Below are 22526 nucleotides of genomic sequence, written 5' to 3'. Positions count from 1 at the left end.
AGATTATGACAACAAGAACATCCATGTCAATAATACTAACAAAAATACTTCATAACACCTTATGAAGCGTACGATATAAAAATATGATAGCTTATAATAAACGCTTACATATCCTTATTTATATATTAAATGTTTTTTCGATTGTTTTTGATGACATTTTTATTGACATTTTGAATGAATTTGCGTATTAATGGGTTATAGCAAATGCTTTTGGAAACACCCCGACAACTACATACGCGGATGAACGCGGAGGGAGAGACTACCAAAAAGATTCGCATAGCTGTTGCCGATTGTGAGACATAGGTGGACGCGAATCGGATCAAGTTGTTATCTGCAAAACCAGGTAACATACCGTTGATCCCAAAGGTAGCGCCGAAGGAGTAAACCTGCACTGCAGGTGAATCTCTCAGGCAAAAGGACCTCTGCCGGACGCATCTCTGGAGAGCATTCGCTATGGAGCGGATCACCCAAGGGGAAACCTGGTACACACCGGGGTAACTTTCAGGTATCAAGGACAGAGCTGAAAAAAGAGTATGGACTGCCGTCTATACGTTTTTTTCGGCCTGTCTTTTTTGTTTAGCCGATCACACCGGATAGGAGTGGAAAAATGACTAATTTGCGAAAAACGCCACTATATTCGTCCTACGGGACGCGGCCTGGGGTTCGTTGTATTGACTTTGGCGGCTGGGAGCTCCCCGTTCAGTTTAGCGGGATTCAAAAGGAGCATGAGGCCGTCCGGCAACGTGCGGGTTTATTCGATGTATCGCATATGGGCGAGTTTTTGGTTGAAGGCAAGGAGGCCGAAGCTTTTCTGCAAAGGGTAACCACGAATGATGTCAGCCAGTTGGAACCGGGTCAGGCACAATATTCGCTCCTGTGTTACCCCGATGGAGGTGTAGTAGACGACTTACTTGTTTACTGCAAAGGCCCGGAGCGCTACATGCTCGTTGTGAACGCCTCCAACATCGATAAGGATTGGGATTGGCTACTTCGTCATGTACCCGCATCCGTTCACATGGAGAATGTGTCTGATGCGATAGCATTGCTGGCGTTGCAAGGACCGGAAGCAGCACGTATTGTCGCAGCCGTGGCAGATACGGATATTACGAATCTGGCATCTTTCCGATTCCATGAGAACGTGCAATTGTTCGGAGCAAAAGCGCTTGTCTCACGAACCGGATATACGGGCGAAGACGGTTTTGAATTTTATGTACCTGCTGCGGAAGCACCAGCCGTATGGGATGGTTTGCTTCGTTCCGGTGAGTCGTATGGGCTGATTCCCGCTGGACTTGGTGCTCGGGATACACTGCGCTTTGAGGCGCGGTTGCCGCTGTACGGACAGGAGTTATCTGCCACGATTACACCACTCGAAGCTGGTCTAGGTTTCTTCGTCAAGCTAAATAAAGGAGATTTTATCGGCAGAGAAGCGCTGCAACGCCAGAAAGAACAAGGGATTCCTCGCAAGTTGATCGGGCTGGAAATGATTGATCGCGGTATCCCACGCGCCCATTATCCGGTATTCGCAGAAGGACAACACATCGGTGAGGTCACAACGGGAACCCAATCGCCCACCTTGAAGCGTAATCTGGGTCTGGCTCTGGTGGACAGTCGTTTTAGCGCCCTATCCACACCGCTGGAGGTTGAGATTCGTGGTAAACGCCTGCGTGCCGAGGTGGTGGCAGCACCCTTTTATAAACGCCCACGCTAATCTTAAACTCTCTTCATTTCTATAGAGCGAACATGTCAGATATGAACTTCTGGATTTTCCATTTCACGATTATTTATTAGCTAATTTACGATTTTAAATTTTGCTTTTCGAAAGGAGCCAGAACCTATGAAGCAGCATCGCTATCTCCCCATGACCGAACAGGATCAAACCGAAATGCTGCGTGTGGTGGGCGTATCATCCATTGATGATTTATTCAGTGATATTCCAGAGGCTATTCGATATCAAGGGGAACTCCCTCTTTCTTCCCGACTTGACGAGAGAGCCTTAACCCGCCACTTGGCTAAGCTGGCCGGACGCAACGCCAATACAGATACACATGCCAGCTTTCTTGGTGCAGGAATTTATGATCATCATATTCCATCCGTCATCCAGCACATCACTTCACGTTCGGAATTTTACACAGCCTACACCCCTTATCAGCCGGAAGTAAGTCAAGGCGAGCTGCAAGCCATATTTGAATTTCAGTCGTATATCTGCGAATTGACGGGCATGGCTGTAGCTAATGCCAGCATGTACGACGGAGCGACTGCACTGGCGGAAGCGGGCTCACTGGCCGCCGCAGCCACCCGCCGTAAACAGCTTATCGTATCAAGGTCCGTCCATCCGGAGGCACGTCAGGTATTGGCAGCCTATGCACGCGGATTGGATTTGGACATCGTGGAGATCGGATGTTCGGACGGCGTAACGGATGTCCATGCGTTAGCGGCTGCCGTATCGGAACAGACGGCGGCTGTTTTGGTCCAAAGTCCCAACTTTTTCGGAGCCGTGGAAAATCTGAAGCCGATGGCTGACCTGATCCATGCGCACAAAGGGCTTTTGGTCGTCAGTGCCAACCCGCTGGCACTTGGCTTGCTGGAGACACCCGGCAAACAGGGCGCGGATATTGTCGTAGGAGACGCGCAGCCGCTTGGCATCTCCTCTTCTCTCGGTGGTCCGACCTGCGGTTACTTTGCCGTTTCTCAGGCACATATGCGCCGTATCCCCGGCCGTATTGTCGGTCAGACCACAGACCGTAACGGTAAACGCGGCTTCGTGCTGACCTTGCAAGCGCGGGAACAGCATATCCGCCGCGAAAAGGCCACGTCTAACATATGCTCCAACCAGGCGTTGCTTGCTTTATCTGCATCTGTATACTTGTCCGTCATGGGTAGACAGGGTATCAGGGAAGTAGCCGAGCTAAATTTGCATAAAAGCCATTATGCTTTAGAGCAATTGCTGAGCTTGAAGGGCGTAACTGCCTCGTTTAACGCACCGACCTTTAACGAGTTTGCCCTTAGACTGCCTGAGGGTACGGATATGAGCAAACTTCAGGACGAGCTGCTAGCTGCGGGATTTATCGCTGGCTACGATTTGGGCCGGGACTATGAAGAACTTACTGGGCACATGCTGATTGCCGTGACGGAGCAAAGAACAAAAGAAGAGATCGACCAATTTGTACACACCTTGGGGGGATTGCTATGACACACACCGGACAGGATCAGAAACAAGGGCTGTTGAAGGAACACGATCAAGCGCTCATTTTTGAATTGAGCCGTCCGGGTCGCATCGCCTATTCCCTACCCGAGTGCGACGTTCCCCGTCGCCCGGTGGCAGAGCTTTTGCCGGATTATGCACTGCGCAGCGAACCTGCGGCATTACCCGAGGTATACGAAGTAGACGTTATTCGGCATTATACCGCCCTGTCCCGGCGTAATTTTGGCGTCGACAACGGATTTTATCCGCTCGGCTCCTGTACGATGAAATACAATCCGAAGGTGAATGAGGACGTCGCCCGTTATACAGGCTTCGCCAAAATTCATCCATATCAGCCTGAGGACAGCATCCAGGGTGCCATGGAGCTGCTGCATACGCTCCAAAATGATCTGGCTGCGTTAACCGGCATGGATGCCGTCACTCTTCAGCCCGCTGCTGGCGCCCATGGGGAATGGACCGGGCTGATGATGATCCGCTCGTACCACGAAGCACGTGGTGAGCGACGTACCAAGGTGCTCGTGCCGGATTCCTCGCACGGAACGAATCCCGCCAGCGCAACCGTCGCGGGCTTCGAAACAGTCACCCTCCCCTCCACTCCTGAGGGGCTGGTGGATCTGGATGCGCTGCGTCAAGCCGTAGGCAACGACACCGCTGCGCTCATGCTGACCAATCCGAACACGCTTGGCCTGTTCGAGAAGCAAATCACTGACATTGCTGCCATCGTGCATGACGCGGGTGGTCTGCTCTACTATGACGGGGCGAACTCCAACGCCATCATGGGAATTACCCGTCCCGGGGATATGGGCTTCGATGTAGTGCATCTCAATTTGCACAAAACGATGAGTACCCCGCACGGCGGCGGCGGCCCCGGCGCTGGGCCCGTCGGCGTAAAGCAGCGGCTCATTCCCTATTTGCCCAAGCCGCTTGTCGTACGTGATCCGCAGGGTATGTACCGCTGGGACCGGGAGCAAGGAGATTCCATTGGGCGGGTCAAAGCCTTTTACGGCAACTTCGGCATTCTCGTCCGTGCCTATGCCTATATCCGCAGCTACGGTCCTGATGGCTTAAAGCGGGTATCCGAATGCGCCGTACTCAATGCCAATTACATGATGCATCGGCTCGCTCCGCATTTTGACCTGCCCTACCCTGGACATTGCAAACACGAATTCGTGATGTCTGGGCGTGGCTTGAAGAAATTTGGAGTACGCACGCTTGATGTAGCCAAACGATTGCTTGATTTCGGCTACCATCCGCCTACGATTTATTTCCCGCTGAATGTAGAGGAATGCATCATGATCGAACCGACGGAAACGGAAAGCAAGGAGACGCTTGATGCTTTTGTCGACACTATGATTCATATTGCGCGGGAAGCGGAAGAGAACCCAGAGCTGTTGCTCAATGCACCATATACCACTCCAGTCACACGACTGGACGAAACCACCGCAGCCCGTAAACCTGTATTGAATTGCTCATGCAGTTAAAAACAAATTAAACTTAAAGCATACAAAAAAGCCGGTATCTGTTTAGATACCGGCTGCTGTATGTACACAGCAATTTTTTGTTGGAAAAAGATATAACCTTTGAAAATGTGATACTCTTCCTTATCCTTCGATGCTTTGTACCAATTCAACAACCTGCTCGGCTGTTTGCATGTCCAGAGCTTTTGTAGCCAGTTTCTCCATGTCCGCACGGGACAACTTGGAGATTTGACTACGTGCTGGCAGAATGGAAGTTGCGCTCATGCTGAACTCATCAAGTCCCAGACCCAGCAGCAACGGAATTGCTGTTGTGTCTCCTGCCATTTCACCACACATACCAACCCAACGTCCTTCACGGTGAGCGGCATCAATAACCATTTTCACCAGACGCAGAATGGATGGATTGTATGGTTGATACAGGTATGAAACCCGCTCGTTCATGCGATCCGCTGCCATTGTGTATTGAATCAGATCGTTTGTGCCGATACTGAAGAAATCTACTTCTTTTGCGAATTGGTCAGCCAATACCGCCGTAGAAGGAATTTCTACCATGATGCCCAACTGAATTTCTTCAGATACGGATACACCCTCGGCTACCAACTTTTCCTTTTCCTCCAACAAAACAGCTTTAGCTTCACGGAATTCGTTCAGCGTAGCAATCATCGGGAACATGATGCGCAGGTTACCATGCACACTCGCCCGCAACAAAGCACGCAATTGAGTGCGGAAAATATCCTGGCGATCCAAACACAGACGAATAGCACGGAATCCGAGGAACGGATTCATTTCTTTCGGCAGGTCCAGATAAGGAAGTTCTTTGTCGCCACCGATGTCCAAAGTGCGGACTACAACTGGTTTACCTTCCATTCTTTCCAGAACGGTTTTGTACGCCGTATACTGTACTTCTTCGGATGGAAGCTTATCGCGTCCCATGTACAAGAACTCCGTACGGTACAAGCCAACGCCTTCACCACCGTTATCCAGAACACCAGCTACATCGTTAGGCGTACCAATATTGGCAGCCAGTTCGACATGAACACCATCGACAGAAACCGTAGCTTCGCCGCGCAGCTTACGCCACTCTTCGCGTTGCTTGTCATATGCCACCTGTTTAGCACGGTATTCCGCAACGATCTCTTCGGAAGGGTTCACGAATACGTGACCATCCAGACCATCGACGATAATCAAATCGCCGCTTTTAGCTTGAGACAATATATTTTTCGTTCCCACAACTGCAGGAATTTCAAGTGAGCGAGCCATAATAGCCGAATGCGAAGTACGTCCGCCGATGTTCGTTGCAAAGCCCTTAACAAATTCACGGTTCAGCTGAGCTGTGTCGGAAGGTGTCAAATCTTCTGCAAGCACAATCGTTTCTTCGGCAATTTCTGCAGGACTGACAAAATGAACACCAAGCAGGTGATTCAGGATCCGCTTGGTTACATCACGCATGTCCGATGCGCGTTCTTGCAAATAGGCACTTTTCATGTTTTCAAACATGGAAATAAACTGTGTAGCTACTTCATCCAAAGCATAGTCAGCATTAAGTTGCTCGTCTTTGATTTTAGCTTTAACTGGATCGATCAATTCAGGATCATTCAGGATCAATAGGTGAGATGCAAAAATTTCTGCTTTTTTCTCCCCCAGCTCCTGAAGCGTTTTTTCCTTAATCGCTTCCAATTCGGTTTGAGATTCTGCTAAAGCCGCATCCAATCTTGCAATTTCAGCTTCAACATCACCAACCGCGCGTCTCTCTACAGCGTAATTCGGATGCTCCAAGATAAACGCCCGGGCAATGGCGATGCCTGCCGAAGCGGCAATCCCGGAAATTTTAAGCATGAACTTCGCCCAGCCCTTCGTTAACGATTACATTTTCAAGAGCTTTCAATGCTTCGGCAGCTTCAGCGCCTTCGCAGATAATGTTAATGGTATCACCTTGTTCCAGACCAAGAGACAATACACCCAGAATGGATTTCAAAGTTACTTTTTTACCGTTAGCTTCGGCAAAAGATTCAGCACCGCTGAATTTGTTAGCTGTATTTACCAGCGCAGTTGCAGGACGTGCATGGATACCGTCTTCATCCGTAATTCTAAAAGTTGTTTGCATAATTTGTTCCTCCCACTTTCCTAAAGATAATATTTGTTTACACGCAGTATACCGGGCTGATGATCAGACGGCCTAAGCCGCCCAATCAACTAATCCGAAACACATAGAGTTTATTTTATCGTAATTATACCATCTTCGCCAGCCTTCAATACTCCAGTTTTGTTTAAAGTTACCGAAGAGCCTTCTGGAAGGTTGGTAAAAATGACAGGTGAGATGATGGATTTAGCGTTTGCCTTCACGTATTCCAGGTCTACTTTCATAATAGGCTGGCCGGCTGACACAAGATCGCCTTCGTTCACCAAAACGTCAAATCCTTGACCTTTAAGCTTCACTGTATTCACCCCGATATGAACAAGCACTTCTTTACCGCCATCGGATTGGATACCAATAGCATGCTTGCTTGGGAATACATTGAATACTTTACCATAAACAGGGGACACAATCGTTCCATCATTTGGCACGACCGCAAAGCCGTCTCCTGTCATACGTTCTGCAAATACCGGATCGGGAACTGTCGAGATATCAACCAATTCGCCGTTAACAGGCATCACAATATCTTCTACAATAATGGTCTGTTTCTCTTCTCCAGCTTCTTTCTCCTCTTGTGGAGCAGGTTGTGCCGGAGCTGGTGCAGGTGTGCGTCCAGCCATAATATCAGCCATTTGAGATTTAATGGTGTCGGAACGTGTACCGAAAATCGCCTGTACGTTGTTGCCGACTTCAAGGACACCCGATGCGCCAAGTTGTTTCAGACGAGCTTTGTCAACGTTTGATTTCTCATTAACTTCGATCCGAAGACGTGTAATACATGCATCCAGATGTTTGATATTCGATGAACCGCCGAAAGCTGCCAAAATGTTGTGTGGGAGCTCGTCACTACTACCGGTTGCTGCGCTATCCACATTTTCTGTAGCTTCTTCACGTCCTGGTGTTTTCAAGTTGAACTTCCGTATGATGAATCGGAATCCGAAGTAGTAAATAACCGCCAAAATCAGACCGACGATGATTACATACCACCAAGGCGTACGGGTTGGAATAATCCCGAAAATCAGGAAGTCAATAAATCCGCCAGAGAAGGTCATACCGATTTTGACATGTAAAATTTGCATGGTCATAAATGACAGACCTGCGAATACACAGTGTACTGCAAACAGCAGTGGAGCTACGAACAGGAAGGAAAATTCCAGTGGCTCCGTAATACCTGTCAGGAAAGAAGTCAATGCTGCTGAACCCATGATACCTGCTACATATTTTTTGTGTTCCGGTCTTGCTTCATGGTACATCGCAAGCGCTGCTGCTGGCAAACCGAACATCATGAATGGGAATTTACCCACTTGGAACGTACTTGCTGTCAACGCCACTCCGTCGCGAAGCTGGCTGAAGAAGATCTGCTGGTCACCGTGAACGGTTTGACCTGCTTTATTCACATATTCGCCAAACTCAAACCAGAACGGTGAATACCAGATGTGATGCAAACCAAATGGAATAAGCGCGCGTTCGATAACCCCGAACAGGAACGCCGACAAAGTCGGGTTGGAATACACCATAAAGTGAGATACTGCGTTAAGTCCTTGTTGAACTGGAGGCCAGATCAGAACCAGTGCAAGTCCGACAATCAATGAGGATACCGCTGTTGCAATTGGAACGAAACGCTTACCTGCAAAAAATCCCAGATACGAAGGAAGCTCAATTTTGAAAAAGCGGTTGTACATGGCAGCAGCCAGTATACCGATGATTATCCCGCCGAACACCCCGGTTTGAAGCGTTGGAATCCCCAACACGTTTGCATAGCCCGGGACTTTTTGAGCAATCAGACCAGGTGTGACACCCACGGCTGTACCCAGCGTAATGTTCATAACGAGGTAACCGATGATCGCAGCCAAACCTGCTACACCTTCTCCGCCCGCCAGACCGACGGCTACGCCGACTGCGAACAACAGTGCCAGATTATCAAAAACGATTTGTCCGGCATTCATCATGATCGTCGCTACCGATTGAACCCAGCCCGCATTTAATGCCGGAATGTACTGAAGAAAATCAGGATTGACCAGCATGTTACCGATACCCAATAGAAGCCCCGCAGCTGGCAAAATCGCTACAGGAAGCATTAATGCTTTACCGACACGCTGTAAAACGCCGAAAAGCTTTTTAAACATACCTTCCACATCCTTCTCTGAAATTTAGAACAGAGGCAAAACAACAAAAAAGGCATGAGCCGATTTAAGTATGTTTGAACACAACCTTGGGATATAGCTTACCCCATTAGGCTGTAAACAATCATAACTTAAAGCAACTCATGCCTGATCGAATCAGTAACACGTTAAATGTTCAGTTGTTGTCTTCCTCATTGCAGAATTGATTATAGCACCCCACTAAAAGTGAGGCAATACTTTTTTATTCCGGTTTTATCACTGTTTGTTGCTCTCCCTGCTCTTTGCGTTGGGACAACCGCTGCAGATGCATCGTCAAATAGCTAACCTCAGCCGGATACACAGATTTACGGAGTCTTTTCTCCATAATCTTCGTGAGCTTCCATGCCAGCATATACATTTCCGGATACTCCTCATTCAAAAGCTTGTCCAATCGGTAAATCTCCTGCACGATCTCTCCCCGGCGCACACGTTCAATCGCAAACCTCAGATGAGTCAGCAGACGAGAATAATCAAGGGATTGGAGAGGAATACGATAATCCAGCGTCGTCTCGACTACCTGAACCATATCAGCAATCAGACGAGAATCCTTCCTAACCTCGGAAATATGCTGGTTCGTCATGGCGCTATAAATATGCAAGGCCACGAATCCGATTTCATCTTCTCCCAGATCTACATCCATCTTATCCTTGATTAAGGCAACAGCCTGCTCAGCCATCTTGTATTCCTGAGGATATATTTCCCTAGTTTCATACAAAAACGGATTATGAATCGTAATCCCCTGTTTATGACGGTTAATGGAAAAAGCGATATGGTCGGTTAAAGCAATCAGTATGTGCTCATTTAGAGGCTTCTTAGCTTGAAGTTGAACAAGATGAAGCACCTCACCGATGACCTCAATGAGCTTTTCATCCAGCTCAGGAAGCAATCGTTTGTATTGCTCCTGCTCTTCATGGCTTTTTAATATAAATAATTTTTCAACTGAATCCAACGGCATAAGATCGCCGGGTCTGCGATTGAAACCGATTCCTTTTCCAATCACGACAACCTCATCATGCTCGGGATGCATCCCTATAATCACATTGTTATTCAGCGCTTTGGCCACTTTTAGGCTGCTCACATCCGCACCTCTTTTATCAGAACCTTGATCCTAAGAATTATAGCATGAAGCTCAGAGGAATCCACGTTAAAGTACCAAATATTCCGCTAAAGGTCAATAAAAAGAAAACGCTTTTCATCACAATTTCCGGGAAATGTTGTGATGAAAAGCGGTCTTTTGGTTCGGGGGCATATGCTCCCCAAAGGCTTATCGTTATTCTTTATCCGTTGGTGCTACCTCAACCGGGGCTTGAATGTTCAGCTTATTCGCTTCACCGGAGGACGGTACGGAATGAAGACCATTTTTCCCAGTGGTTAGCCCCTTGATTAACTGCTCCACATCAATACCGGATACACTCTTAAGCATCTCGGGGGCCGTCGCCATCAGTTCGGTGACATAATTGCTGACACGCGCTGCTCCTTCTCCTTTACCCGTATCAACAACGGTGAGCTTATCAATGGACGCAATCGGTTCGGCAATGCGTCCAGCCAGATCAGGCAGCATTCTCACGATAATATCGAGCACAGCGGCCTCTCCAAACTTCTGGAACGCCTCCGCCAGTTTTTCCTTAGCCTCGGCTTCCGCCAAACCACGCAAACGGATGACGTCTGCGTCTGCCGTACCTTTGGCACGTTCTGCATCCGCTTCTGCTTGCCCGTTTAGACGTTTTTGTTCAGCTGACGCTTTAGCCTGTGTCTCGATCGAGTATTGCAGCGATTCCGCCTCACGCATTTTACGCGATTTATCTGCTTCCGCCGCTTGTTCTACCGCATACCGATCGGCTTCCGCCTTCTTTTTCACTTCCGCATCATATTGCTTTTCACGTACCTGAATTTCCTTCGTTTGAAGATCAATTTCCCGTTCCTTACGCACCAGCTCGACCTTCATCTGCTCCTCGACGGCAGTTTGTTTGGCACGGGCCTCCTGAATGTGATAGGCCTGATCAGCTTCTGCCTTCGCTGTATCCTGTTCTTTCTTAAACGAAGCCACTTTCAGTTCCTTCTCCTTGGCTGCCTCGGCAATGTTGGTATCCCGCAGCAGTTCGGCCTTTTGACCCTCCTGTTCCGCACGTGCCTTCTGAATCCGGGCATCCCGCACGGCTTCAGCTTCTGCGATCTCTGCATCCCGTTTCACAGCGGCAATTCTCGGCTTACCGAGCGCATCCAGATATCCATGTTTATCACGCACATCTTTGATGGTGAATGAAACGATTTGCAAGCCCATTTTTTTCAGATCGCGAGCAGCCACGCCCTGTACTTCCTGCGCAAACCGATCTCGATTACGATATACTTCCTCCACTGTCATCGAGCCGAGGATTGCGCGCAAATGTCCCTCCAGCACTTCCTGAGCCTCTCCCCTAAGAGCCTCCAATGGTTTTCCGATGAACTGTTCGGCTGCTGTGGCTACATCCTCAATAGAACTGCCGACCTTGATGATCGCCACACCATCCGCAATCACGGGAACTCCTTGCTCCGTATACACTTCCGGTGTGGTTACGTCCAGTTTGTGGGACAACAGAGAGATAAATTCGGACTGCTGGAAAATAGGCCAAATGAAGGCACCCCCACCACGTACAATTTTAATTTTGCGACCAGAGTCATCCTCGGAAATATTTTTATTTCCCAGAAAAGAACCTGTCACGATCATCCCTTCATCCGGTCCTACCGTTTTGTAGCGGGCCCAAAAAGCGATCCCTAATATGATGATAACGATGACAACAATTCCAGGGACCAACACAACATCTTGCAAATTTGACACTCCCGATCACGCTCCCTTCATGTTAAGCGAATGCGCCGTCTATGTGTCCAGGTACGCTACGCGGACGACGCCCTCTGCGACCTCAACCACGACGATACGGGTTCCCGCAGCTAGCGGCTTGTGATCGAAGCTCGATGCTGTATGTATGGTGTTGCCTGCACCCAAGCGGATCATAACTTCCCCGTAACCAACCTCAGGTACAGGAATGGTGACCTCACCGATCCTGCCAGTCAGCTCACGCATGGAGAAGCCGCTGGATACCTCCGAATTCGCCATGGGCTTTATAAAAGCAAAGAACACGAGTATTCCGATGACAAACGCAATCCCTAAAGCAAGCACAACCACCCACCCCATGCTCAGCCCGGTATACTTTGTCAGTAGTACACCAGCCCCGCCAAAAGCGGTCATGGCTCCAAGTAAAACGACTGGTCTGAACCAATCGAGGCCCGGCAGCTCCAATGCACCATCCAGCCAACCACCGAGTACATCCCCGATCAGCACACTAACTACAGTAAAGATAGCGCCCCCTGCCAATAGCCACCAAAATATGGTTTCCATGCGACTCCTCCTTCCATATACCTTTTCAGTCTGGTTTCCAGTCTATAACTATGTTTACGTATTCAACCTTAAAAAGTTTCAAAATTTTCCTCCAATATTCCAATTCAAACCCAAAAAAGCACGTTCGTACGCCTAATGACGCACAAACGTGCTTAAAATAATCCAAATGCCGGTTTATAGGGATGCTTTGTAAATTTCGACTACATCTTCGCGATTGAGCTTGTTAAAGCCACCGAAAGATCCGAATTTCACAGCTTTATCAGCCATAACATCGATTTTGGACGCATCAATATCGTAATCAGCCAGACGGCTTGGTGCGCCAATCGAGTTCCAGAAATCACGCAACGCCTGAATACCTTCCAGCGCCACTTCTTCATCACTCTTGCCTTCTGGGTTCACATGGAACACATTTACAGCCAGTTGCTTGAAGCGTTCAGGCTTCACATGCAGATTGTGTTTCATCCAGTTCGGGAACAGAATAGCCAGTCCTCCACCATGTGGAATGTCATAAACAGCAGACACAGCATGTTCAATATTGTGAGTAGCCCAGTCACCCGTCAGCCCCATGTTCAGGAAGCCATTCAGGGCCATCGTACCACAATACATAATCGTTTCACGCAACTCGTAGTTTTCCAGATCGTTCACCAGACCCGGAGCCGCATCAATGACCGTACGCAAAATCGTTTCGCACCAGCCAAGTTGGACCGGAGTGTTAGATTCCAAATGGAAATAATGCTCCAGCGTATGTGACATCATATCCACGATTCCGTAAACGGTTTGATTTTGTGGCAGAGAGTATGTGTTCACCGGATCAAGAATAGAAAACGCAGGGAACGCAAATACGCTGCCCCATCCCAATTTTTCCTGTGTTTTTTCATTTGTAATGACAGAACCCGCATTCATTTCAGAACCGGTGGCTGCCATTGTCAAAACCGTACCTAGTGGCAATGCTGCCTGTGGGGAAGCTTTACGCTCAGCAAAATCCCACATGTCGCCATCATATTTTGCACCGACAGCAATGGCTTTAGAGCAATCCAGTACACTACCACCGCCCACAGCCAGTACGAGATCGATTTGATGTGTTTTACACAATTCCACGCCTTTATGTACTGTAGATAAGCGAGGATTCGGTTCTACACCGGCCAGTTCCGTTACCTCTGCACCGATTTCACCTAGCAAGCTTATTACATTATCGTACAAACCGCTGCGTTTAATGCTGCCGCCGCCATATACAAGCAGTACACGTTTACCATATTTAGGAACTTCACGCTTGAGAGCCTCCAATTGTCCTTTACCGAAGATCAATTGTGTAGGATTATAAAATTCGAATGCTTTCATCGCAAACGCTCGCCTCCAATATTTCTAAAGTTTAATGTTAAGAAACTACTCTATTATAACCTTTTCGGTTACAGGAAACAAATCTGCTTTATTTTCAGAAAAAAAACCACACTCCTTGAGGAGCATGGTTCCATGGTTAATATCTTGGGAGGGTTCTCATACTGTATTATGTGTTGCGCAAGCTATTTTATTCTCCCAAAGTATATCCCAATTGTTTCATAAAACGACCAAAAGCCTGCTGACCGGACGGATTCCGTTTATACACTCCTGCATGCTCTAAAATTTCACTGAATTTCAGTCCGACCTCATTTTGTACGGTACGAACAGCCGATTCCTTGTCAGACAGACGACCGAACTGGGTTTTTAAGTGGTAAATCCAGTCTGCATGCTTAAACAGCGGATGTTCTTCCTGCTGCATAGCCACAGTCAGCTCGTCGTCCCCACACAAAATATCTGCAATTCCATCCAGTTCATCCTTAAGCCGCCCCGGTAATATAGCAAGTCCCATAACTTCAATCAGACCGATATTTTCCTTCTTGATATGATGCATCTCGCGATGAGGATGAAAAATACCTTCCGGGTACTCTTCACTCGTTCGGTTGTTGCGCAGTACGAGATCCATCTGATACCTTCCTTCGGAATCCCGGCGCACAATCGGCGTCACTGTATTATGCGGAATCGTTTCCCCCTCCTGCTCTGTATGAGAGAGGACGTCGGCTACAGGATCACTATAAGCTTTCCAGGCCTCTAAAGCAGCATTCCCCGCCTCCAACAGCGCCTCGGCATCTGTTGACGTAAAACGGATTACCGACATCGGCCAGTTTACAATACCTGCCGTAACCTGCGGAAACGCTTCATTACGGTATACGCCGTCCACACCCGCTTTTTCAATCGGGAATGTATGACGACCACCCTGAAAATGGTCATGGGTTAGGATCGATCCACCGACAATCGGCAGATCCGCATTGGAACCAATAAAATAGTGCGGAAACGCTTTCGTAAAGGCTAGCAACCGCCGCAGCGTATCCTTCGTGAGCTTCATCGGTACATGATCATGATGGAACACGATGCAATGCTCGTTGTAATACACATAGGGTGAATATTGAAAAAACCACGGTTCCCCATTCAATTCCACCGGAATGATACGCAAATTTTGACGGGACGGATGATTTACCCTTCCGGCATATCCGACGTTTTCACGGCATAATTGACACTTGGGATAAACAGGTGGCGGAAGAAGCTTCGCCATCGCAATTTCATTGGGACTTTTTTCTGGCTTGGACAAATTAATCGTGATTTCCATCTCTCCGTAAGATGTCGGCTGATTCCAGTACACATTGCTGGCAACCCGATCCATTCGGATGTAGTTCGAATCGATGGATAATTGATAAAAAGCATCTGTCGCTGCCTCTATGCCACGTTCAGCCTCCGTTTGATGAAAGTCACGGATGACTTCAGACGGTCTCGCCATCAGCAGTCCCATGATTTTGGAATCCAGCAAATCACGATACGTATCTGTGTTTTCAGGGATAAGTCCAGTGGCAAAACCATAATCTATCAATACATTAAGCACAGGTTGGAGGGCTTCAGGGGCAATAATGCCCCCTGCTTCCCCACCTGAATAAGGCTCCGAAAACCCGAACTGCTCCAACAGCAGATTACGGCTGTAATCTGTATCTTGCGGACCAATCAAGCCCCTTTTTTGTACGAATGCAACCAGTTGCTCCACCGCATATAGAGCAGATTGCTGTACAGTTTCGCCGATGTCACGGGCCAGATGCCGGGAATGTTCCCGGCCTTGGCCTTTATCTGCGGAATGGCGCTCGCTCATATGTCATCGTCTCCCGTCTATTCGTCGCCGTAGCCGTGAGGGTGCGACTGATGCCATCCCCATGCTCCGCTAATAATATCCTCCAGTTGGGTACGTGTTGGACTCCAGCCCAGCACAGAACGGGCCTTGTCGGAAGATGCAACCAACACTGCGGGATCACCTGCGCGGCGTGGTTCTGTAACAACTGGAATGTCGAGCCCAGTGACCTTGCGTGCCGTCTCAATAACTTCTTTCACGGAGAAGCCCTGTCCGTTGCCCAGATTGAATACGTTGCTCTCATTGCCTTCCCGCAAGTAATTTACTGCACGCACATGAGCATCCGCCAGATCACTCACGTGAATGTAATCCCGAATGCACGTTCCGTCCGGTGTCGCATAATCATCACCAAACACAGAGATGTGTGGACGCTGTTTCAATGCTGTCTGGAGCACCAACGGGATCAGATGGCTTTCTGGTCGGTGATCTTCACCGATCTTGCCGCTCTCATGCGCACCAGCCGCATTAAAATACCGTAAAGACACATATTTGATGCCTAAGACTTTATCAAACCACGACATCATGCGCTCCATCATCAGCTTTGTTTCACCATACACGTTGGTTGGCTCTGTACGGTCACCCTCTTCAATCGGCACCTTTTCCGGTTCGCCGTAGGTAGCCGCAGTAGAGGAAAACACGATTCGGCGCACTCCAGCATCCTTCATCGCCTCCAGCAAGCTCAGCGTGCCAAATACGTTGTTGTCATAATATTTACCAGGATTTTGCATACTTTCCCCAACCAGTGAGTTGGCTGCAAAATGGATAACTGCGTCGATACTATTTTCAGAGAACAGTTTGGACAGTAATTCTTTATCCCTCAAATCCCCTTCATACAACTTGCCCCCAAGCAATGCTGCTTTGTGCCCGGTTTGCAAATTATCCAGCACCACAACTTCTTCTCCCAGATCCAACAGTTCTGCTACGGTATGTGAACCAATATATCCAGCTCCGCCTGTGACTAAAATGGCCATGTTATTCGTCCTCCTTCAGTTCTTTAACTCCGTCTCCTGCCTTGCATACATAAAAGCTGGCTTCCAGCCCTGTGCGGGTCTGATAAGCTTCGCCGACTTCCTTCACAAAACGTTCCACATCGTCCTCATGAACCAACGAAACCGTACAGCCCCCAAATCCGGCTCCTGTCATACGAGCACCCAGCGTGCCAGAAATGCGTCGTGCTTCTTCGACCATGACGTCCAGCTCCGTGCAGCTGACCTCATACAAATCGCGTAATGAATCATGAGAAGCATTCATTAACTGACCAAAAGTTGCAAGTTCATTCGCCGCGAGAGCATCGACAGAGGCCAACACACGAGCGTTTTCCTCCACCACATGCTGTGCCCGCCGACGCACTGTTTCGTCCGCGATGTGATGCTGAAGCTCTTCGAAACGCTTCTCATCCAGCTGAGCGAGGTATTCCAGTGACGGCTCCTGTTGCTGCAAAATGGACAGTGCTTCGGCACATTGACTACGACGCTCGTTATAGGCTGAGTCCACCAAACCGCGACGCTTGTTTGTATTGCCGATCACCAACTTATAATCTCCCGTGCGGAATGGCACTTTACGGTAATCCAACGTATCGCACATCAGTAGAATTGCATGATCAGCTGCTCCGTTCGCTACAGCGAACTGGTCCATAATGCCGCAATTGACACCAACGTAATTGTTTTCTGCCCGCTGGGACAACAAAGCGATTTCGACCGTATCTGTTTTCTGTTTTTCGATAGTGAGGAACGCGTATCCTGTAACAACCTCAATGGAGGCTGAAGAGGATAATCCAGCACCGTTCGGTATTTCTCCGTGATAGAGCAGATCATATCCGTTAGACGGATAAACTCCCTTTTCAGCTAGCTCCACCAGCACACCCACCGGATAGTCCACCCACTCATCCGTTTTGTTTTTACCTATTTCTCCGCGGGAGATAGACACTTCATACGACAGGTTTGTCGAAGCAAAATGAATTTCATCATCATTGCGCGCACGAAGGATCAGCGTCGTTCCGAATTCCAGCGCAGCCGGGAGTACATAACCACCGTTATAGTCGATATGCTCTCCAATCAGATTGACACGTCCAGGTGCATGAAATATCCGCAGTTCATAACTGCTTTCACCATATTTTTCAATAAAATGTTTCTTTAATTCAGTAGAGTTCATATCCGCATCCACCTCATTCACCGTTAGTAAAGGTCCCCCTGATTTCCCTGTAATCATCTTAATCAGGTTGACATTTCTTATGATTTCAGTATAAATGAAAGCGTCACACAATGTAATGCATCCATGTGTTTAAGCTATGGATAAATGTGACTTGGATATGTACAATGTAAGTATACCGCATCCGCTAAACTATTCACAAATGCAGGAAGGATGACCCTATTTTGCAAGCGCATTCATATAGTTATGCTGTCGCCTCTAATCCGGTGTTTTATGAAAATAGCCCGCTGCATGTGCTTTTTGCAGGAGAGAGCCAAACCAAATCGGGTCATGCCGTGGGCCCGAAAATCTATGATTACTATCTGCTTCACTTTGTAGAATCGGGCAAAGGCATCTTCCGAACGGAACAGCACACATATCAGCTTGAAGAAAACGATTTTTTTCTTATCCATCCCGGTCAGCTGGTGAGCTATACTTCCGATGAAGAATATCCGTGGCGTTATCGTTGGTCTGCGTTTACCGGACACCATACTGAGCAAGTTGTGCAGGAAGCAGGACTGCGTATTCATCAGCCTGTCTTCCATGCTTCCGATAAAAGTCCCATCCCCGGTTATTTGGAGCAAATGCAGTTGGCCTTTTACAGTAGAAAATCTAGTTCACATCTTTCAGCTCTGGGCTATTTGTACCTGATTATGGGGGAAGCGGGCAATTATCTGAGTGACTGGACTGATCCGTCCGGGGCGGATTCACAAATTCGACGTACAGTCAAGCATATGGTTCAATATATGTCCACTCAGTACGCACATCCTGTTTCCATTGAGCAAATGTCTGAAGGACTGGGTTATAACCGTGCGTATTTGTCACGGATATTCAAAAAGGAAACGGGCATCTCACCCGTCACCTATCTGCTTAAGCTACGGATCGACAAATCACGTCAACTGCTGCGCGAGCGTCCTGAGCTATCGGTAGAGCAAGTGGCCGCTTCGGTTGGATTAACTGATGCTTTATATTTCTCACGTCAATTCAAACGCTTCTGTGGTCAGTCTCCGACCGAGTATCGAAGCAAAGTTAAGCAATATCCACAGCCATAGAGTAGGCTTTAACAGTTTGCATGGGGTCTGCGTTTCTGTCAGACAATTGATCTTCTTTTACAGAGAGGCAATGACAGGTACAGCATGGTCTCCAAAATCCCCAAAATGACAAACAGCCCGCATCCTTCAACGGATGCGGGCTGTTACGTATAAGAGGATGTGAAATTAAGCCAATGCATTACAAATATCTTTTTGCCTTACGCTGTACCGTTGTCCTGTCCGTTCCCGGCATTCAGAATCGAATCAATCCGATCCAGTTCCTCCTGAGAAAAGTCCAGATTGGATAAGGCAGCAACATTTTCTTCAATTTGGCTGACACGACTGGCCCCAATCAGGACAGAGGTCAGACGTTCACCGCGCAGAGCCCAGGCCAGCGAGAATTGAGCCAGACTTTGTCCACGCGCGGCTGCCATCTGATTCAGGGCGCGAACCTTGCGAAGTGTCTCGGGCGTCACATGATTCTCATTCAGGAAAACCGATGTACTCGCTGCACGTGAATCCTCGGGAATCCCGTTCAAATATTTATTCGTCAACAATCCCTGAGCCAGAGGGCAAAAGGCAATGCTGCCTATCCCGTTTTCGTCCAGTACATCTTGTAATCCGTTTTCAATCCAGCGGTCGAGCAAAGAGTATTTCGGCTGATGAATCAGAAGCGGGGTTCCCAACTCCTTCAAAATGCGAGCTGCTTCTGCCGTTTGCTCCGCAGTATAATTAGACACGCCCACATACAGGGCTTTGCCGGAACGTACGATATGATCCAGTGCCCCCATCGTTTCTTCCAGCGGCGTATCAGGATCAAATCGGTGAGAGTAGAATATGTCGACATAGTCCAGCCCCATCCGCTTCAGGCTCTGATCCAGACTAGATATCATATACTTGCGAGATCCCCAGTCACCATAAGGCCCTGCCCACATATGGTAGCCCGCTTTGGTGGAAATGACCATCTCATCCCGGTACGGTTTCATATCACTGGCTAATACTTGTCCGAAAAATTCCTCAGCTGATCCCGCAGGGGGGCCATAGTTATTAGCTAAATCAAAATGCGTAATTCCCAGATCAAAGGAGCGAGTAATCATGTTACGGCCATTCTCCGCGTTGTTAATCCCGCCAAAATTGTGCCACAAGCCCAGCGAAATAGCGGGCAATTTAAGACCCGATCTCCCTGTACGGTTATATTTCATACTTTCATAACGATCCTCGCCAGCTAAATAAACCATGCTATCCCAGCCTCTCTCGAAACATTGTTATGTCCATCACAACATCATCATAGCGCTTTTATCCGGGCGTTGACAAGAAAACGATTACAAACCCAATTGATGACCGAGTTTTTCCATAACCTTACCGATTGGATCGGTGATCAAAAGATCCGCCTTGTGATCATACGAGGTGGGATCTGTATTTAGCAGCACTGTATGTTTACCGCGAAAATAAGTAATCAGACCCGCCGCAGGATGCACTGTCAGCGACGTTCCTCCAATTAACAGCAGATCTGCTTGAGAAATGGCCTGAACGGATTGAATAATGGTATCCTGATTCAGCTCCTCCTCATATAAAACGACATCCGGTTTGATAATTCCTCCATCTATCGGACATTTGGGTACTACCTCAGAGCTGTTCATCACTTCATTTAGACTGTAAAAGCGTCCGCATTCCATACAGTGGTTGCGATGCACCGAGCCGTGAAGTTCCAGTACATTCACACTGCCTGCAGCCTGATGTAATCCGTCAATATTTTGTGTCACAACAGCTTTAAGGCGGCCTTGCTTTTCCAATGACGCCAGGAAATGATGGCAGCCGTTCGGCTCCGCATCGGGATGCAGCATTTTGCTGCGATAGAAGCCGAAGAACACTTCAGGATGCTTCACAAAAAAAGAACGGCTAAGCATAACCTCAGGGGAATAAGGCAATTTTTCCTCACTCTGATACAAGCCTGCTGCCGAACGAAAATCCGGAATACCGCTTTCCGTCGATGTCCCTGCTCCACCGAAAAAAACAATATTCTGCGATTGCTGTATCCATTCCGCCAACGTATTTACTTTCATGCTCTACGCACCTCCAGCTCTTCATATCCACGAACGACCTTATCCGCATCCAGCAAATGACCGGAACGTTCCGGCTCCGGCGCAAATCCAATGGCTAACCGTACTCCGGCACGCTTGCCCATCTGCATATCCCCATTGCTGTCTCCAATGACTACTACGTCCGCCGGCGACAGTCCTAGTAACGCGCAGGCTTTTTCAGCCATTTCCGGGTCAGGCTTGCCGTATGTAACCCTATCGTGTCCGATGACCTCGTCAAAATAAGATGTCAGCCCCATCCACTCCAAATGCTCCTGTGCAGCCTCTGTACTGTCAGAGGTCACAACCGCCAGCTTCAATCCGGCGCGGCGGCTTTGCTCCAGCAACGTCCGCAACCCCGGAAACACCTTTGCTGCCCGATGTCGCCGAATATCAGCCATCGCCGTTTTATTAAAGTCGCGAACAAGCCGCACAGCTTCATTCCACGGTACACCGGCAGTATAAAGCTGCCAAGCCAGTACACCCGTACTTTCGTCCACCGTCCCCATGGCCAGCGGGCCAGAAGGATCATAACCGATTACACGTCCCTCCAGATCGTGAACAGTACCTAGAACGTTGCCTTTTTCTACCGTAAAACCGGCACCCGCCACGGTAAGATGCTGCTCCATCATATCCAGTATAGAACGAGCCCAGGGGCCCCACAACTGAATAAAATCCAGCAACGTGCCATCTTTATCCAATAAAATGCCACGGCATGGGTACCGCTCCCCCTGCACGATCAGCTCAGACATGCAGCACACCTCCTTTACTGGTTCTTAGGAGCTGAATCCACACTCTCTTTCATCCAGTCCTGTAAAGCCGTTACCGTCTGATTCCATTGCTCGATAGCGCTAATTTTCGCAGAGTTATCCCCTTTTTGGGCACCATAACTGCCGAATTGGGCATGATTCCCGCCCTCGACTGTAAAATACAGCGTGTTAGCTGGTAAATAAGTTCTTCCACTTTGGACATTTTCCATCTGGATGACTCCGTCGTCACTTCCTAGTAGAGAAATAACTGGCAGATTTTTATCCTTTAAATTACCCTTGTTATCTGGGTAGGAAGCAAGGAAAAATACACCTTTGACCTGATCAGGATGTGCAGCTGCATATCGGGCCGCCATCACACCGCCTAACGAATGGCCTCCAATAACAAATGCTTCATTCGGATATGCCTTCAGCACTTCATTCGCCAGATCCGGGGAGATCATTGCAAGGTTCAGTGGCATTTTTACAATGATCACATGATGACCCTTTTCCGCCAGACGACGTGCCAAGGGCGCATAACTTTCGGGTTTCACCAACGCCCCTGGATACAAAATGACTCCCGCTCCGCTTCTTTTTACAGGCTCAAAACCGACCCAATGTTCTTGTTCATTTACCTTCACAGCATCTGCTACTTCAGCTAATGCAGCAGCGGCCGTCTCGTCAGGCTGATAAGGTGTAAATACCTTCCATGCTCCCCACCCTGCGATCAGCACAATGACAATCAGGATGCCTAAGAGAATTTTCCATATTTTCCGAGGACCGCGTGTCCCATATGAATTGTATGATCTTCTTGTTCTTCTTCTCATTGTAAAAGTTCCTTTCGACTTTCATGCCTCGTAATTCGTAATTTGAATATAAAATGTGTCGCTGTATTCATCAGCGTAACTATAGCCTTGTTAGGGTAACATC

General features: G+C 48.3%; 18 protein-coding genes and 2 riboswitches. Of the genes, 4 read left to right on the top strand and 14 right to left on the bottom strand.

What is annotated here, in order from left to right:
* Positions 1 to 240 precede the first annotated feature (240 nt).
* Positions 241 to 432: riboswitch (glycine riboswitch) on the top strand.
* Positions 433 to 528: riboswitch (glycine riboswitch) on the top strand. It abuts the riboswitch before it with no gap.
* A 79-nt stretch (positions 529 to 607) separates the two neighbouring features.
* The 3 genes from gcvT to gcvPB all read left to right on the top strand — a co-directional run bounded on the left by gcvT (position 608) and on the right by gcvPB (position 4683).
* Positions 608 to 1708, top strand: a complete 1101-nt coding sequence (gcvT, locus tag AC6EJC_RS12250) for a glycine cleavage system aminomethyltransferase GcvT (protein ID WP_444954188.1) — start codon at positions 608 to 610, stop codon at positions 1706 to 1708.
* A gap of 126 nt (positions 1709 to 1834) precedes the next feature.
* On the top strand, positions 1835 to 3190 hold the full coding sequence (gcvPA, locus tag AC6EJC_RS12245) for an aminomethyl-transferring glycine dehydrogenase subunit GcvPA (RefSeq protein ID WP_444954187.1): 1356 nt from the start codon (positions 1835 to 1837) through the stop codon (positions 3188 to 3190).
* Positions 3187 to 4683 (top strand): aminomethyl-transferring glycine dehydrogenase subunit GcvPB, encoded by a 1497-nt coding sequence (gcvPB, locus tag AC6EJC_RS12240; RefSeq protein ID WP_444954186.1) that lies wholly within the window; start codon positions 3187 to 3189, stop codon positions 4681 to 4683. Before gcvPA ends, gcvPB begins: the two co-directional genes overlap by 4 nt.
* 120 nt (positions 4684 to 4803) lie before the next feature.
* Here gcvPB and ptsP read toward each other — a convergent pair whose 3' ends face one another.
* The 10 genes from ptsP to AC6EJC_RS12190 all read right to left on the bottom strand — a co-directional run bounded on the left by ptsP (position 4804) and on the right by AC6EJC_RS12190 (position 17705).
* Positions 4804 to 6516 (bottom strand): phosphoenolpyruvate--protein phosphotransferase, encoded by a 1713-nt coding sequence (gene ptsP / locus AC6EJC_RS12235; RefSeq protein ID WP_444954185.1) that lies wholly within the window; start codon positions 6514 to 6516, stop codon positions 4804 to 4806.
* Complete coding sequence (locus AC6EJC_RS12230; RefSeq protein WP_013372579.1) at positions 6509 to 6784, bottom strand: HPr family phosphocarrier protein; 276 nt, start codon at positions 6782 to 6784, stop codon at positions 6509 to 6511. Before AC6EJC_RS12230 ends, ptsP begins: the two co-directional genes overlap by 8 nt.
* A 110-nt stretch (positions 6785 to 6894) precedes the next feature.
* Entirely contained in the window at positions 6895 to 8940 is a 2046-nt protein-coding gene (gene ptsG / locus AC6EJC_RS12225) for a glucose-specific PTS transporter subunit IIBC (RefSeq protein ID WP_444954184.1), read from the bottom strand.
* Positions 8941 to 9178: 238 nt separating this feature from the next.
* Positions 9179 to 10054, bottom strand: coding sequence for a glucose PTS transporter transcription antiterminator GlcT (gene glcT / locus AC6EJC_RS12220; RefSeq protein ID WP_444954183.1), 876 nt, complete (start codon positions 10052 to 10054; stop codon positions 9179 to 9181).
* Between the two features lie 192 nt (positions 10055 to 10246).
* Positions 10247 to 11782, bottom strand: coding sequence for a flotillin lipid rafts scaffold protein FloT (gene floT / locus AC6EJC_RS12215; protein WP_444954277.1), 1536 nt, complete (start codon positions 11780 to 11782; stop codon positions 10247 to 10249).
* A gap of 48 nt (positions 11783 to 11830) precedes the next feature.
* The gene (locus AC6EJC_RS12210) at positions 11831 to 12349 is read right to left on the bottom strand and encodes an NfeD family membrane protein (RefSeq protein WP_023989884.1); all 519 of its coding nucleotides are present in this window, start codon (positions 12347 to 12349) and stop codon (positions 11831 to 11833) included.
* Positions 12350 to 12523: 174 nt separating this feature from the next.
* Complete coding sequence (locus tag AC6EJC_RS12205; protein ID WP_444954182.1) at positions 12524 to 13687, bottom strand: iron-containing alcohol dehydrogenase; 1164 nt, start codon at positions 13685 to 13687, stop codon at positions 12524 to 12526.
* Positions 13688 to 13874: 187 nt separating this feature from the next.
* Positions 13875 to 15518, bottom strand: coding sequence for a UDP-glucose--hexose-1-phosphate uridylyltransferase (locus AC6EJC_RS12200; protein ID WP_444954181.1), 1644 nt, complete (start codon positions 15516 to 15518; stop codon positions 13875 to 13877).
* Between the two features lie 17 nt (positions 15519 to 15535).
* Positions 15536 to 16525: a UDP-glucose 4-epimerase GalE gene (gene galE / locus AC6EJC_RS12195; protein ID WP_444954180.1), complete on the bottom strand. Its 990-nt coding sequence runs from the start codon at positions 16523 to 16525 to the stop codon at positions 15536 to 15538.
* Between the two features lies 1 nt (position 16526).
* The gene (locus AC6EJC_RS12190) at positions 16527 to 17705 is read right to left on the bottom strand and encodes a galactokinase (RefSeq protein ID WP_444954276.1); all 1179 of its coding nucleotides are present in this window, start codon (positions 17703 to 17705) and stop codon (positions 16527 to 16529) included.
* Positions 17706 to 17926: 221 nt separating this feature from the next.
* On the opposite strand from AC6EJC_RS12190, the gene AC6EJC_RS12185 reads away from it, so the two are divergent.
* Positions 17927 to 18793, top strand: coding sequence for a helix-turn-helix domain-containing protein (locus AC6EJC_RS12185; protein WP_444954179.1), 867 nt, complete (start codon positions 17927 to 17929; stop codon positions 18791 to 18793).
* Positions 18794 to 18990: 197 nt separating this feature from the next.
* Here the strand turns inward: AC6EJC_RS12185 and mgrA are convergent, their stop codons facing one another.
* From mgrA to AC6EJC_RS12165, 4 genes are all read right to left on the bottom strand, one after another.
* Positions 18991 to 20010: an L-glyceraldehyde 3-phosphate reductase gene (mgrA, locus tag AC6EJC_RS12180; RefSeq protein ID WP_444954178.1), complete on the bottom strand. Its 1020-nt coding sequence runs from the start codon at positions 20008 to 20010 to the stop codon at positions 18991 to 18993.
* Between the two features lie 84 nt (positions 20011 to 20094).
* Positions 20095 to 20835 (bottom strand): NAD-dependent protein deacylase, encoded by a 741-nt coding sequence (locus tag AC6EJC_RS12175; RefSeq protein ID WP_444954177.1) that lies wholly within the window; start codon positions 20833 to 20835, stop codon positions 20095 to 20097.
* Complete coding sequence (locus AC6EJC_RS12170) at positions 20832 to 21602, bottom strand: HAD family hydrolase (protein ID WP_444954176.1); 771 nt, start codon at positions 21600 to 21602, stop codon at positions 20832 to 20834. Before AC6EJC_RS12170 ends, AC6EJC_RS12175 begins: the two co-directional genes overlap by 4 nt.
* Positions 21603 to 21616: 14 nt before the next feature.
* Complete coding sequence (locus tag AC6EJC_RS12165; RefSeq protein WP_444954175.1) at positions 21617 to 22423, bottom strand: alpha/beta fold hydrolase; 807 nt, start codon at positions 22421 to 22423, stop codon at positions 21617 to 21619.
* Between the last annotated feature and the right edge of the window lie 103 nt (positions 22424 to 22526).

This window comes from Paenibacillus sp. TY11 (assembly GCF_059772165.1).
Note: the sequence above shows the minus strand (reverse complement) of the source record. Positions and strands in the feature narration are given on the sequence as shown.